This window comes from Salipiger bermudensis HTCC2601, from assembly GCF_000153725.1.
In the GTDB taxonomy this organism is placed as follows: domain Bacteria; phylum Pseudomonadota; class Alphaproteobacteria; order Rhodobacterales; family Rhodobacteraceae; genus Salipiger; species Salipiger bermudensis.
Genome location: NZ_DS022277.1, coordinates 562,856 through 576,993, shown reverse-complemented (window position 1 = coordinate 576,993; position 14,138 = coordinate 562,856). Strand labels below are relative to the sequence as shown.

Annotated in this window: 13 protein-coding genes; 2 read left to right on the top strand and 11 right to left on the bottom strand. The window is 67.4% G+C overall.

Annotated features, from left to right (window positions below; genetic code table 11):
- Positions 1 to 60: 60 nt before the first annotated feature.
- The 5 genes from R2601_RS21700 to dctP form a co-directional block, all read right to left on the bottom strand.
- The gene (locus R2601_RS21700; protein ID WP_007802775.1) at positions 61 to 1,560 is read right to left on the bottom strand and encodes a malonate--CoA ligase; all 1,500 of its coding nucleotides are present in this window, start codon (positions 1,558 to 1,560) and stop codon (positions 61 to 63) included.
- Positions 1,561 to 1,571: 11 nt separating this feature from the next.
- Positions 1,572 to 2,819, bottom strand: coding sequence for a malonyl-CoA decarboxylase (locus R2601_RS21695; RefSeq protein ID WP_007802773.1), 1,248 nt, complete (start codon positions 2,817 to 2,819; stop codon positions 1,572 to 1,574).
- Entirely contained in the window at positions 2,816 to 4,132 is a 1,317-nt protein-coding gene (locus R2601_RS21690) for a TRAP transporter large permease (protein WP_007802771.1), read from the bottom strand. Before R2601_RS21690 ends, R2601_RS21695 begins: the two co-directional genes overlap by 4 nt.
- Entirely contained in the window at positions 4,132 to 4,734 is a 603-nt protein-coding gene (locus R2601_RS21685; protein WP_007802770.1) for a TRAP transporter small permease, read from the bottom strand. Before R2601_RS21685 ends, R2601_RS21690 begins: the two co-directional genes overlap by 1 nt.
- Before the next feature lie 124 nt (positions 4,735 to 4,858).
- A complete protein-coding gene (gene dctP, locus R2601_RS21680) occupies positions 4,859 to 5,845 on the bottom strand; it encodes a TRAP transporter substrate-binding protein DctP (RefSeq protein ID WP_007802768.1) in 987 nt (328 codons plus the stop codon).
- A 137-nt stretch (positions 5,846 to 5,982) separates the two neighbouring features.
- Between dctP and R2601_RS21675 the strand changes: the two genes are divergently transcribed.
- Complete coding sequence (locus R2601_RS21675; RefSeq protein ID WP_007802767.1) at positions 5,983 to 6,639, top strand: GntR family transcriptional regulator; 657 nt, start codon at positions 5,983 to 5,985, stop codon at positions 6,637 to 6,639.
- Positions 6,640 to 6,712: 73 nt separating this feature from the next.
- On the opposite strand, the gene R2601_RS21670 is transcribed toward R2601_RS21675, so the two are convergent.
- Both R2601_RS21670 and R2601_RS21665 read right to left on the bottom strand, forming a co-directional pair.
- Entirely contained in the window at positions 6,713 to 7,966 is a 1,254-nt protein-coding gene (locus R2601_RS21670; protein WP_007802765.1) for a saccharopine dehydrogenase family protein, read from the bottom strand.
- Positions 7,967 to 8,017: 51 nt separating this feature from the next.
- Positions 8,018 to 9,109 carry a carboxynorspermidine decarboxylase gene (locus tag R2601_RS21665; RefSeq protein WP_040545850.1) on the bottom strand — a complete coding sequence of 364 codons (1,092 nt, stop codon included), beginning with the start codon at positions 9,107 to 9,109 and terminating at the stop codon, positions 8,018 to 8,020.
- Between the two features lie 249 nt (positions 9,110 to 9,358).
- Between R2601_RS21665 and R2601_RS21660 the strand changes: the two genes are divergently transcribed.
- The gene (locus R2601_RS21660; protein WP_007802761.1) at positions 9,359 to 9,724 is read left to right on the top strand and encodes a YbaN family protein; all 366 of its coding nucleotides are present in this window, start codon (positions 9,359 to 9,361) and stop codon (positions 9,722 to 9,724) included.
- 1 nt (position 9,725) lies between these two features.
- On the opposite strand, the gene R2601_RS21655 is transcribed toward R2601_RS21660, so the two are convergent.
- Genes R2601_RS21655 through R2601_RS21640 form a run of 4 tightly spaced genes read right to left on the bottom strand, consistent with a single transcriptional unit; the run spans position 9,726 to position 14,138 of the window.
- The gene (locus R2601_RS21655; RefSeq protein ID WP_007802759.1) at positions 9,726 to 10,763 is read right to left on the bottom strand and encodes a glycosyltransferase family 4 protein; all 1,038 of its coding nucleotides are present in this window, start codon (positions 10,761 to 10,763) and stop codon (positions 9,726 to 9,728) included.
- Positions 10,760 to 12,343 (bottom strand): ABC transporter permease, encoded by a 1,584-nt coding sequence (locus R2601_RS21650; RefSeq protein WP_050768481.1) that lies wholly within the window; start codon positions 12,341 to 12,343, stop codon positions 10,760 to 10,762. Before R2601_RS21650 ends, R2601_RS21655 begins: the two co-directional genes overlap by 4 nt.
- Entirely contained in the window at positions 12,340 to 13,137 is a 798-nt protein-coding gene (locus R2601_RS21645; protein ID WP_007802756.1) for an ABC transporter ATP-binding protein, read from the bottom strand. The genes R2601_RS21650 and R2601_RS21645 overlap by 4 nt, the downstream gene beginning before the upstream one ends.
- Positions 13,138 to 13,148: 11 nt before the next feature.
- Positions 13,149 to 14,138 carry an ABC transporter substrate-binding protein gene (locus R2601_RS21640; protein ID WP_007802755.1) on the bottom strand — a complete coding sequence of 330 codons (990 nt, stop codon included), beginning with the start codon at positions 14,136 to 14,138 and terminating at the stop codon, positions 13,149 to 13,151.

The following is a 14,138-nucleotide window of genomic DNA, read 5'->3' as shown; positions in this document are numbered from 1 at the left end:
GCCGCGCCTCCCCCTCCTCCCCTGTCCCCACACGGAAAAAGCGGAAGACGCGACGTCTCGTCAGCTGTAGCTCTCGCGCAGCTGGTTCTTCTGCACCTTGCCCATGGTGTTGCGCGGCAGCGCATCGATCATCTCGTAACGCTGCGGGTGCTTGAAGCGCGCCAGCGCGCCGTTCACCGTCGCGGCGATGGCGTCGAGATCGGGCGTCGCGCCGGGCTCGGCCACCACCAGCGCCAGCGGAGTCTCTCCGAAATCCGCGTGCGGGATGCCAATCACGGCCGACTCGAGCACCCCGGGCTGGTCGTCGATGACCATCTCGATTTCCTTGGGGTAGATGTTGTAGCCGCCCGAGATGATCAGGTCCTTGTTGCGCCCGACGATCTGCACGTAGCCATCGGCATCCAGCGTGCCAAGATCGCCGGTGATGAAGAACCCGTCCGCGCGCAGCTCCTCGGCGGTCTTCTCGGGCATCTTCCAGTACCCCTTGAAGACGTTCGGGCCGCGCACCTCGATCTGGCCGACCTCGCCCTGAGGCACCTCCTTGCCGGTCTCGGGATCGGTGATCTTGAGCTCGACCCCGGGCAACGGGAAGCCCACGGTGCCGGCGCGGCGCTCGCCGTCATAGGGGTTCGAAGTGTTCATGTTGGTTTCGGTCATGCCGTAGCGCTCGAGGATGCGGTGCCCGGTGCGGGCCTCGAACTTCTCGTGCGTGTCCGACAACAGCGGCGCCGAGCCCGACACGAAGAGCCGCATGTGCTGCGCCAGATCGCGGGTGAAGCGCGGATCGTCGAGCAGGCGGGTGTAGAAGGTCGGCACGCCCATCATCGAGGTGGCCTTCGGCATCCACTCGATCAGCTGGTCGATGTCGAGCTTCGGCAGGAAGACCATCGCGCCCCCTGCCAGCAGCATGATGTTCGAGGCCACGAAAAGACCGTGCGTGTGGAAGATCGGCAGCGCGTGCAGCAGCACGTCATCCTTGGTGAAGCGCCAATGTTCGGCCAGCGTCTCGGCGTTCGACAGCAGGTTGTTCTGCGTCAGCATGGCGCCTTTGGAGCGCCCCGTGGTGCCCGAGGTGTAGAGGAAGGCCGCAAGATCCTCGCCGTCGCGGTCGACAGTCTCGAAGCTGTCGGACTTGCCGGCGGCGGCGTCGCTGAGGCTGCCCGAGCCATCCGCGTTGAGCGTCAGAAGCTGCGCGCCGAGTCCCTCGGCGACCGGGCGCAGCCCGGCCTCGCGCTTGGGTCCGCAGACCATCAGCGCCGCGCCGCTGTTCTCGATGAAATAGGTCAGCTCGTCGACGGTGTAGCCGGTGTTGAGCGGCAAAAAGACCACCCCGGCCTGCACGCAGGCGGCATAGAGCGCCAGCGCCTCGGGCGACTTGTCGACCTGCGCCGCCAGCCGGTCGCCCGGCGCGACGCCAAGATCGGCGATGACATGCGCGAAGCGCGCCGCCATGGCAAGGAAGTCCGCATGGCTCAGCACGCGGCCATCGGCGAGCATCAGGAAGGGGGTGTCTTGTCCGGCATGGGCCCCGAAGAGGCGGTCATACAGCGGGTTCGGCATGGATCTGGCTCCTATCCGAAGGATTTTTCTGCGCTTGCCGCCTGCGACCGGATCTCGGGCGAGGCCGCGATCTGGTAGGAGGCTGCAAAGTGTTCGTGGTTCTGCGACACGCGGGCGAGATCGTAAAGGTAGTTCACCATCACGCCGCCCGACTGGGCCATGCCCTTGTCGGAGGTATCGGCCCTCGCGTGGACCTTGTGGACCAGCGCGCCGTTGCCGAGATGGAAGCGGGCCACCGGGTCCTGCGGCGCACCGTTGGGACGCCGCGCGTTGGTCAGGTAATAGGCGGCCAGCTGCGTCATCCGCGCGTCGTCCGTCACGTCATGGGCGTGGCCTTCCGCCTTGAGCCAGCGGGCGAAGCCCGGGATCGGCGAGAGGGTGACGAAGGTGCTCAGCTGCGGCAGCTCAAGCGCGAGATCGGCCGCCACCTGCTTGATCAGCGAATTGCCGAACGAGATGCTGGCAAGTCCCGACTGGCAGTTCGAGATCGAGTAGAATACGGCGGTGTCGGCCTCCTGCGGGGCGATCTTGTCGCGCTCTTCGGCCAGCAGCGTCTGGATCGAACCGGGCACGCCCTTGGTCAGCGCCACCTCGACGAAGATCAGCGGCTCGTCGGGCATTGCCGGGTGGAAGAAGGCAAAGCAGCGCCGGTCCTCGGGCTCGAGCCTGCGGCGCAGGTCGTCCCAGCTGTCGATGGCGTGCACCGCCTCGTAGGCGATGATCTTCTCGAGGATCTGCGCCGGGCTGTCCCAGTTCATCGGGCGCAGCACGAGGAAGCCCCGGTTGAACCAGCTGGCGAACAGGTGCCGGAAGTCGAGATCGAGCGCCTGCAGCGTGTCGTCCCCCTTGCTCAGACGCAGCAGGTCGGCACGCATATGCACCAGCGCCTGCGTCGCGCCCGGCACCTGGTTGAGGCGGCGGATCAACTCCTGCCGCGGCGGCTCGGACGCCTCCATGAAGGCGCGGTAGCTCGATTTGCTCTGGCCCTGCTCGTAGGCGTCAAGCGCGCTGCGCACCGCCTCGGCGTCGATGGTCATGTCCTGCGCCAAATGGTGGAAGAAGGCGAGCTTCGCGTCGTCCTCCATGCCCTCGTAGCGTTCAAGGATGCTGCGCGCCACGGTCTGTCCCGAGATCTCGCCCGAGGCGCCGATCAGGTCGGCGGTCAGCGCCTCGAGCGGACGATTGTCGGGCTTCGAGCTGCCGCCGATACGGTAGCGGCGCTCGAACACGGTGGAGAGAAGATCCGCGAGAATGGTCATATGGCAACCCCCATCACGAGATCGGGCAGCCAGGTGGCCAGGCCCGGGAACAGACACAGCAGCACGATCGCCACCACCATGCAGGCCACGAAGGGCAGCGAGCCCACGAGGATGGTGCGCAGCGAGATGTCGGGCGCGATGCCGTTGATGACGTAGAGGTTCAGACCCACCGGCGGAGAGATCAGGCCGATCTCCATGTTGATGGTCAGCACCACAGCGAACCAGATCGGATCGAACCCGGCGGTGGTGATGATCGGCAGCAGGATCGGCGCCGCCATCAGGATCACCGCCACGGGCGGCAGGAAGAAGCCGGCGATGATCAGGAAGACGTTGATCGTGCCCATCAGCACCCAGCGGTTCACGTCGAGCGTGCCGATCCACTCGGCGATGGCCTGCGTGATGAAGAGCGAGGACAGCATGTAGGAGAATACGCCAGCGGCGGCGATGATGAAGAGGATCATCACCGACTCCTTGGTGCTGTCGCGCAGGATCACCCAGATCGCGCGCGGATCCCAGAGCTTGTAAATCACCACCGCAATCAGCAGGCAGAGCAGCGCGCCGACGGCGGCCGTCTCGGACGGCGTCGCGATGCCGCCATACATGGCGTAGAGCACGCCGATGATGATCGCCACGAAAGGCAGCACGCGGGGCAGGATCTCCATCCGCTCGCGCCAGCTGTAGCTGCCCGCCGACAGCACCGAGGCCTGCCCCGAGCGCCAGGTTGACCACAGCGACCAGACCATGAACAGCCCGACCAGCATCAGCCCCGGCACCACGCCGGCAAGGAACAGGCGGCCGATCGAGGTCTCGGTGGCGATACCATAGACGATCATCGTGACCGAGGGGGGAATGAGGATGCCGAGCGTGCCGCCCGCGGCGATCGAGCCCGCGGCAACACCATCGGGATAGCCGCGCTTGCGCATCTCGGGGATGCCCATCTTGCCGATGGCGGCGCAGGTCGCGGGGCTCGAGCCCGACATCGCGGCAAAGAGCGCGCAGGCGCCGAGGTTCGACACCACCAGCCCGCCGGGGATGCGGGTGAGCCAGCGCTCGAGCGCCTCGTAGAGATCGGCGCCGGCGCGGGTCGAGGCGATGGCCGCGCCCATGATGATGAACATCGGGATCGAGAGCAGCGCGAAATTGTCGAGCTTGCCGAAGAATATCTCCGGTATCAGCGACAGCGAGGACATGCCGTCGAAGACGATAAGGAAGCCGGCCGAGACCACCAGAAGACCGGCGGCAACCGAGATCCCCGAGAACAGCACGGCGATGGTCAGGACGGCGACGAGCGCGCCAAGGGTGAGCGGATCCATCAATCGGCCCTTTCGCTGGCCGCGTCGGCGGCGTGTGTTTCGGTGAGGGTGGCGTCTTCGCTCAGCCCAAAGGGCTTCTCGATGCCGGTCATCATGGCGAAGAAATCGGCGGCCACCTGCAGTGTGTAGAGCCCGAAGCCCACCGGCAGCGCAAGGTAGGGCACCCAGAGCTTGGGGTTCCACGGCGAGTTCGAGGTCTCGCCCCAGTCCCAGGCCTCGTGCCAGAACTCGTAGCCGTACCAGAGCATCCCGCCCGAGACGGCGAGGGTGGCGAGCATCACCACGACGGCGAGCACGCGACGCAGGCCGGGCGGCAGCATCAAGGGCAGCAGGTCGACGTTCACGTGCCCACGCAGGTATTGCACGTAAGGCAGGCCCAGCATGGTGGCGGCGATGACGATGTAGGTCACGCCCTCGGTCTGCCAGATGGTGGAGCCGTTGAGCACGAAGCGGACGAAGATCATCTGGCAGGTGATCACCACCGCCGCGACGATCATCAGGGCGGCCACGATGCCGCAGATGCGGCTGAGCAGCCCGATCAGCCGCAGCAAGGGATTGCCGCCGTGCCGGGCCGAGGGAATGGCGTGTAGGGAACCGGACATGTCGAGGCTTTCTTGTCAGGCGTCAGGGAAAGAGCGATCAGGGCGCTGCCCGGGGCAAGGGCGCGCGGCGCTGTCTCTCTTGGTCAGGGTATGGGCGGGCCGCCATGGCCCGCCCGGGGTCAGCTCACTCGACGCTGAGCGCGAGATCAAGAAGCCGCTGGCCGTCCGGCGAGCCTTCGAGGAAGGCCTTGTAGGCGGTCTCCTTGGCGATGGTTTGCCAGGCGTTGAACTCCTCCTCGGTCATCTCGGCGATCTCGACACCGTTCTCGGCAAAGACCTCGCGGGCGTTGGTGTCCTGCGCCTTGGCTTCCTCGAGGTAATAGGCTTCGGCCTTGGCCGAGGCATCGAGCAGCGCCTGCTGCTGTTCCTCGGTGAGCCCCTCGAAGGTCGACTTGTTCATCAGCATCGGCTGATACATGAACCACAGCGCATACTCACCCGCCGGGGTGAAGCAGGCCACCTGCTCGTAGATCCGGTACGACACGAAGGACGAGGACGAGGTGTTGGCCGCGTCCAGAACGCCGGTCTGCATGGCGTTGTAGATCTCGGCCGAGGACATCGACGCGATCGAGGCACCGGCACCGGCCAGCATCTGCTCAAAGGCCTTGCCCGCGGCGCGGGTCTGCTTGCCCTGCACGTCATCGGGCGCGGTGATGCATTCCTCGGTCCCGGCAAAGCCGCCGGCGAGGTAGCCATGCACCAGCGTCATCACGTCATCCTCGTTCAGGATCGACTCGATCTCGTCCATGAACTCGGAGTCGTTGAGCCGCGCGGCGTGGTCGTGGTTCTTCACGAGGCCCGGCATCAGGGTGAGGTTGTAGGGATTGCGCAGGCCGCCCGCGTAGGCCAGCGGGAAGACGATCATGTCGACCTGCCCGCGCGCCAGCGGCTTGTACTGCTCGCGCGCCTTGAACAGCGACTGCGTCGGGAAAATCTTGATGTCGAGATCGACATCGGCGGCGGCGACCTCGTCGGCCACCATCTGTGCCACCTTGTGGCGCAGGTCGCTCTCGGAAAACTGGTGCGACAGGCGCAGCTCGGCGGCGTGCATGGCGGACGTGCCAAGCAGAACGGTCGCGGCGGTGGCCGCGAGGGTCTTGGTAAACTTCATGGTTTCTCCTCCCAGAGTTGACCGGATTGTGCCTCCGGTCGACGCCCAACCTTGCAATGATTGTTTTTCTAGTCAAGGTTTTCGTATACAAGAATTACGTTCTTGTCGCTCAGGGCTGGGTTCACTAGGATATTTCCATGGAAAGAAAGCGTTCGGACATCATCGCTGACGAGTTGGAGAGCCTGATCCTCGACGGCTCCTTCTCCGATGGCGAGCGGCTCGACGAATCCCAGCTGGCCGATCGCTTCAACGTCTCGCGCACGCCCCTGCGCGAAGCCTTCCAGCGGCTGGCGCTGTCGGGGCTGGCCGAGCAGATCCCGCGCCGGGGCGTCTTCGTGCGCCAGCCCGGACCGGTGGAACTGATCGAGATGTTCGAGGTGATGGCGGCGCTCGAGGCGCTCTGTGGCGAGCTTGCGGCCGCGCGCATCACGGATGAAGCTTTGGAGGAGCTGCGCGCCGCCAACCTGCGCTGTCAGCAGGCGGTCGAAGCGCGTGACACCGATGCGTACTACCGCGAGAACGAGTGTTTTCACGGCATCCTCTACCGCCAGTCCGGCAACGGCTTCCTCGAACAGGAAAGCCGCCGCCTGCATCGCCGCCTTCAGCCGTTCCGCCGGCTGCAGCTAAGGGTGCGCGGGCGGCTGGCGCAGTCGATGGCCGAGCACGAGGCCATCGTCGATGCGCTCGAGGCGGGTGACGCCAAGGGCGCGGCGGCGGCCCTCAAGAGCCATGTCGCGGTGCAGGGCGAGAAGTTCCACCACCTGATCGCCAGCCTGCGGCAGGCGGCGGAGTAAGACGCGGCCGCGCGCCACGCAAAAAAGACCGCCCCTCGGGACGGCCTTTTCAGTCTCACAAGCCAAGACGCACTCAGCCGTTGAGCTCGGTCCAGGCCATGTCTTCGCCGCCAAGGCCGCCCTTCTGAACGCGGGTCGGCAGGCCGATGCGGTCGAGGATGGTGAAGAACGGCTTCGGATCCATCTCCTCCACGTTCTTCATGGTCTTGGCGTCCCACTCACCGGTGGCGATCAGCATCGCGGCGGCGACCGGCGGCACGCCGGCGGTGTAGGAAATGCCCTGCGAGCCCACTTCCTCGTAGGCTTCCTTGTGCTCGGCGACGTTGTAGACGAAGTACTCGACCGCTTCGCCATCCTTCACGCCGGTCACCAGATCGCCGATGCAGGTCTTTCCGGTATAGTCCGGCGCCAGCGATGCGGGATCGGGCAGGCAGGCCTTGACCACCTTCAGCGGCACCACTTCGCCACCATCGGCCAGCGTCACCGGCTGCTCGGAGAGCAGGCCGATATTCTTCAGCACGGTGAAGACGTTTATATAGTGATCGCCGAAGCCCATCCAGAAGCGCACGTCGGCATCCGGGTAGTTGGTCGCAAGGCTGTGCACCTCGTCATGGCCCGATTGGTAGGCCTTGGAGGGCCCTACGACCGGCAGATCCCACTCGCGCCCGGAGGCGAACATGGTGGTCTCTTTCCACTGCTTGTCTTCCCAGTAATAGACCACGCCGGTGAATTCGCGAAAGTTGATCTCCGGGTCGAAGTTGGTGGCAAAGTACTTGCCGTGCGAGCCCGCGTTGATGTCGACGATGTCGATGCTCTTCACCTCGTCCATCTGGTCGATGGCGAAGCGGGCGTAGGCGTTGACCACGCCGGGATCGAAGCCCGCGCCGAGGATCGCGGTGACGCCCTTCTCGGCGCATGCATCGCGGCGCTTCCACTCGTAGTTGGCGTACCACGGCGGGGTCTCGCAGATCTTGTCGGGCTCTTCGTGGATCGCGGTGTCGATATAGGCCACGCCGGTCTCGATGCAGGCGTCGAGCACGTGCATGTTGACGAAGGCGGTGCCCACGTTGATCACGATCTCGGCCCCGGTCTTGCGGATCAGCTCCGCCACCTCGGCGGATTGGGTCGCGTCGACCGCGTGCGCCTCGAAGGCACCGTCGACCTTCATCGCGCCCTTGGCCTGCACGCTCTCGATGATCGCGTCGCATTTGGCCTTGGTCCGGCTGGCGATATGCAGGTCACCCAGCACGTCGTTGTTCTGGGCGCATTTATGCGCCACCACCTGGGCGACGCCGCCGGCGCCGATGATGAGAACGGTCTTCTTCAAGACTTTACCCTCCTTGCACGTTAAGTGGGTGCGCCGCGAGGCGCGGTCATGTCACGACAGGGCCGCCGCGAAATCCTCGTATCCGAAGCTGCGCACGAGCCGCTCGGTGCCGTCAAGCTCACGGATGGCGATCGACGGCATCTGCACGCCGTTGAACCAGTTCTTCTTGACCATTGTGTAACCGGCGGCGTCCTGAAGGCTCAGCCGGTCGCCGGCCTGCAGCGCCTTGGGAAAGCGGAACTCGCCGAAGATATCGCCGGCGAGGCAGGACTTGCCGCAGATCATCCACTCCTGATCGCCGCTTTCCTGCATCTTGGCGCTCTCGCGGTAGATCAGCAGGTCGAGCATATGCGCCTCGATCGAGCTGTCGACGATGGCGAGGTTCTTGCCGTTGAAGAGCGTGTCGAGCACCGTCACCTCAAGCGTGGTCGACTTGGTGATCGCCGCCTCGCCCGGTTCGAGATAGACCTGCACCTCGTTCTCGCCGGCAAAGCGCTTGAGCCGCTCGGCCAGCTTGTCGAGCGGGTAATCCTCGCCGGTGAAGTGGATGCCGCCACCGAGCGAGATCCACTTCATCCGCTTGATCAGCGGGCCGAAGCGGGCCTCGATCTGGCCCAGCATCTCGTCGAAGCGCTCGAAGCTCGCGTTTTCGCAGTTGTTGTGGAACATGAAGCCCGAGATCAGCTCGGCCACCGGCTCGATATCCTCGGGCGCGTGTTCGCCCAGCCGCGAGAAGGGCCGCGCCGGATCGGCGAGATCGAAGCCCGAGGTCGAAACGCCGGGGTTCACCCGCAGGCCACGCGTATGATCGCGGCTCTTCTCCTCGAAGCGTTGCAGCTGCTGCGCGGTGTTGAAGATCACCTTGTCCGAGGAGGCCAGAACCTCGTCGATCTCGTCCGGCGCCCATGCCACGGAATAGGCGTGGGTCTCGCCGGAGAACTTCTCGCGCCCGAGCTTGACCTCGAAGAGCGAGGACGAGGTGGTGCCGTCCATGTACTCCGACATCATGTCGAAGACCGACCACGTGGCGAAGCATTTCAGCGCCAGAAGCGCCTTGGCGCCAGACTGCTCGCGCAGATGGGCGATCTTCTCCATGTTCGGCAGGAGGCGGGATTTGTCGATGAGATAGTAAGGCGTCTGCATGCGCGTCAGGACCTTGGTTACGAGGGAGGCGTGATGCATCGGGCGGGGCTGTGTGGGGCCACATAGTCCGACTGACCCCACGTCGCAAGCTTGCAGGGGGCCTTGGGCCGCTTTTTCCGCCCCCCCTTCTCGCGCCGGGCGGCGGGAACCGATCAACCGGCGGCGGGTTTTGCCCGACTGCGCACCGGTCGCATGGCTTTCCCGCGCCGCCCGACCTAGATTGTGCGTATCGCAAGGGCCGGAGACCGCATGCGCTTTGTCTGGATCACGCTTGGAACGCTGGCGCTGGGGCTCGGGCTGCTGGGCGTGGTGCTGCCCGTGCTGCCGACCACCCCCTTCGTGCTGCTGGCGGCGTTTTCCTATGCGCGCGGCTCGGACCGGATGCACCGGATGCTGGTGGAAAGCCGGATGTTCGGCCCGATGATCGCCGACTGGCAGGCCGAGGGCGCGATCTCGCGCCGCGCCAAGATCACCGCCGCCAGCATGATGCTACTGGTCTTCGCCGTGAGCCTGTGGATGCGCCTGCCTTGGCAAGCGCTGCTGTTCCAAGGCCTCGCCATGGGCGGCGCCGCCACCTACGTACTGACACGGCCGCTGCCGGTGCGCGACCGCTAAGCTAAATCCCGTCGAGCACGCGCCCCATAATCGCCGCCGTGTCGGACCAGCGCGGCAGGGCGCGGCCCTCCGCACGAGCCCTGCGCGCCAGCTCCGCACGCGCCGCGTCATCGCTCAGCAGGTGCCGCAGGTGTTCCGCGAAGGTCTCGGGGTCATCCGGCGGGGCAAGCAGCGCCCCCTGCCCCACGGTGTCGGGCACCGCACCGCCCGCGCAGGTGACGATGGGCAGCCCGTGGCAGAGCGCCTCGGCCAGCGCCATGCCATAGCCCTCGTAGCGGGTCGCCAGCGCGAAGAGGCGCGCCTCGCGATAGGCCTGTGCGAGTGCCGCGTCCGGCAACTCCCCCGCCAGCGAGACGCGATCCGCAAGCCCGGTCCCGGCGATCAGCGCGCGCAGTTCCGCCTCGACCACAGCATCAAAACTCTTGCCGACGATCTGCGCGCTCCAATCGAGATCGGCGATCCGCGCCAGCGCCCGGATCAGCACGTCATGCCCCTTGCGCCGCGCCAGAAGCCCGACCGAGAGGATCCGCGGCCCGGCCTCGACGCCTGTCAGATCGCGCGGCCCGTCATAGCCCGGCAGCGCCACGGTGATCCTGTCCGGATCGGCGCCGAGCCCGATATAGGTCTGTCGGGTGTGCGGGCTGGTCACCACGACCGCCTCGGCATGGCGGATGTTGGCGATCTCCTGCGCCAGCAGCTGGCGCGACAGGTCGGGCGCGAGCCCCTGCTCCATCCCCATCGGGTGGTGCAGCATCGCCACCACCGGACAGCGCAGCCGGGCGAGCTGCGCGGTCTCCATCGCCGCGAAGAGGAGGCCGTCGAGGATCAACGGCTGATCCGGAGGCAAGGCCTCCAGCACCTCAGCCACCTCGGCCCGCAGCGCCGCGTCTTGCTCTGCCGCCGCAGCCTCGGCCGGAACGCGCACATGCGTCACCGGGCGCCCCGAGGCCTGCAGCTCCTCCAGCAGCCGCCGCTGGTAGATGAACCCGCCGGTCTTCTGGCGATGATCGCCGGGGATCGCGAAGGCGCAGGGTCTCATCGCGCCAGCTGCTCGGCATTGGTGCGCGCCAGCACCCAGCGCTCGAGTGCCGCCACCAGCCCGTGAACACAGACTGCCACCAGCCCGATCAGCGCAATGGCGCTCCACAGCATGCCGTAATCCGAGGTCGAGGCCACCGTCGCCATCAACGCGCCAACGCCGCGCCCGGTGGCCAGCCACTCGGCGGTCGTCACCGCGAGGATCGCCGCCGGGATCGCCATGCGCGCCGAGGCAAAGAACGCCGGCAGCATGGCGGGAAGCTGCGCCCCGAGCATCCGCCGCCAGCGCCCCGCCGCGTAGACCTCGAAGAGGTCGAGCACCGCGCGCGGCGTGCGCGCCAGACCGTGCAGGCAGGCCACCAGCGTCGGGAAGAAGATCATCACCGCCACCACTGCAATGGTTCCGGCAGCTTCCCGCCCCAGCGCCCAGACGATCAGCGGCGCGGTGGCGACGATGGGAATGGAGCGCAGCGCAATCGCCACCGGCATGGTGAGCGCGGCGGCGCGCGGCGCCAGCGTCAGTGCGACCGCCAGCCCCGCCCCGAGCGCCAGCCCGGCGAGGTAACCCGGTGCCGTGAAGGCCAGAGTCTCGGCCATCGCGCCCAGCAACTTTGCCCGATGCGCCTCCGCCCCCGGACCGCTCACCATGTAGGCCCAGACATCCTCCGGCCGCTTGGCGAAAAAGCGCGGCAACGCGAAAAGCTCCATCGCGCCCTTCCAGAGCACCAGCGTCACCACCAGCGCCAGCAGCGCCTCGCCCGGGCCGCGCCAGCGGCTCTGCCGCGTCTCCAATGGCGCGGCCAAGAGCACCTGCGGCGGTGCGAGATCGAGCCTGCGCCCGGCCCAGCCCACCGCCGCGAAGGCCAGCACCGAGACGGCGGAGGCGATCACCGCGATGCTCCATGTCGCCGGCAGGTCGAGCGCCCGCAGCGCCCGCACGGTCAGCACGCCCAAACCGCGCTCTGCCCCGGTGAACTCGCCCACCATGGCGCCGAGGAAAGCTGCCGGCGCGGCGATCTGGAGGCCCGCCACGAGATAGGGCAGCGCCGCCGGCAGCCGCACCTCGCGCAGCGCCACCAGGCGCCCGCGCCCGTAGCTGCGCACGAGGTCGAACCAGCCCTGCGGCGCGGCGCGAAGCCCCACCAGCACCGGAAGAAAGGTGGTGTAATAGACGGCCAGCGCCGCCAGCGTCACCTGCGGCCCTTCGCCGGGGCCATAAAGCACCCGCAGGATCGGCCCGGTCGCCACCAGCGGCAGGCAGAACACCAGCAGCGCCAGCGTCGAGACCAGCCGCTCGGCCCGTGGCACCAGCACCACCAGCAGCGCCATGAGCACCCCTGCGAGGTTGCCCCAGACAAAGCCCCGGACCGCCGCCCAGAGCGTCACCGCGAAGGCGCGCCAAAGCAGCCCGGCATGGTCGACCATGTGGGCCAGGATGGCGCTTGGGGCCGCAATGAAGAAGCTCTGGGCGGTGAGCCGCGCCACCACCTCCCACGCGACGACGGCCAGCAGCGCCACGATCAGCCCACTGCCCGGCACGCGGGCAACACGCCCGCCCCGCTGTGCCACCGCTCCGCTCATTGCGCCGCGAGCCGGCCCGGTGGCTGCCCGTCGCGCAGCGCCGCCGAGACTTGCCCGCAGGTCTCGCGGAAGGCTTCCGAGGCCAGCACCACACCATCGCGCGGGCGCGGCAGGTCGACGGCGATGTCGGCGGCGATGCGCGCCGGGCGTGGGCTCAGCACGAGGATGCGGTCGGCCAGCCGCACCGCCTCGGCGACCGAATGCGTCACCAGCACCGAGGTCGCGCCGTGCGCTTCCCAGAGCGCCGGCAGCTCGGCGTTGAGCCGGTCGCGCGTCAGCTCGTCGAGCGCGCCGAAGGGCTCGTCGAGCAGCAAGAGCTCCGGCGCGCTGGCCATCGCCCGGGCAATCGCCGCACGCTGACGCATGCCGCCCGAGAGCTCCGCCGGACGCCGCCCCTCGAAGCCCGAAAGCCCCACCAGCTCGATCAGTTCGGACACCGCGCCGGCATCGCGCGGGCGGCGCGCCAGAGAGCGGCCAAGCGCCACGTTGCCGGCCACCGTCCGCCACGGCAAAAGCGCCGCGTCCTGAAACGCGACCGACAGCGCGGCACGCTTTCGCAGATCGTCGGGGGTTTCCTCGCCGATGCGGATCTCGCCCGTGGACGGGCGTTCGAGCCCGGCGATCAGGCGCAGGAGCGTGGACTTGCCACAGCCCGACGGCCCGACGAGCGCCGTCATGCTGCCGCCCGCGAGCCGAAGGTCGAGCGGCGCCACCGCCGGGATCTCGCCCGCCGGTCCACCGAAGCTCTTCGAGACACCGGTCAGGCGGATGTCGGGCCGTTGCGCGTCAGGCATCCATGCGCCTCTCAGCCATGCACCTCTTCCAGGATCGAGCGGTCCCAGAGATCCGCGCTCACCGGCTTGTCGAGCAGCGCCAGCGTCTCGACATTGGCGGCCACGGTCTCGTCGGTGAACCAGCCGAAGCCCTCGGCCTCGGTCAGATCCGAGAACATCAGCGGCACCTGGCGCTCGGCCTGCAGCTCCTGCGTCGCGAGATCGAGCCCCGCATCGGGGAACATCTCGACGGTCAGCGCAGCGGCGGCGGCGGGGTCGGCCTGGTAGTCCTGCCAGCCCATGACCTCGCCCTTCATCAGCGCCACCAGCTGGTCGCGACGGTTGGCGAGGCTGTCCTCGGTGGCAATATAGGTCTGCGAATGCACCGCGTAGCCGTGATCGGCGAGCAGCATGGTGACATTCTCGACGCCCTGGATCTCCATCGCGACCGGCAGATCGGTGGCCCAGCAGAGCAGGCAGTCGACCTGCCCCTGCACCAGCGGAGCCGGGTCGTATTGCGTCGGGACCACCTCGATCTCCGAGATGTCGACGTCGTTGATCGAGCACAGCGCCTCGAGCACCGGCATGTTGGCAAGCGCCATGCCGATCTTCTTGCCGACCAGATCCGCGGGGCTGTTCACCGGGTTTTCAGCCAGCGAGGCGATGGCGAAGGGGTTCTTCTGCATCGCCACGCCGATGATCTTGAACGGCGCGCCCTGATTGACCGCGGCCGCGGTGTAGTCGGCCGCCGAGATGCCGACGAGCGCGGTGCCCGCGACCACCGGCGGCTCGACCGGCGCGTTCGGCCCGCCCGGCTGAAGCGCGACCTCAAGCCCGGCGTCGCTCCAGTAGCCCTTGTCCTGCGCGATGTAGCTGCCCCCGAACTGCACCGAGTGCAGCCACGAGAGCTGGAAGTTGACCGCGTCCTGCGCGCGGGCGCGATGCGGCAGGATCAGGCCGGCGGTGGCGGTGGTCAGGGCGCCACCCAGAAACAGGCGGCGGCTGGGGGTTCGGAACGTCAT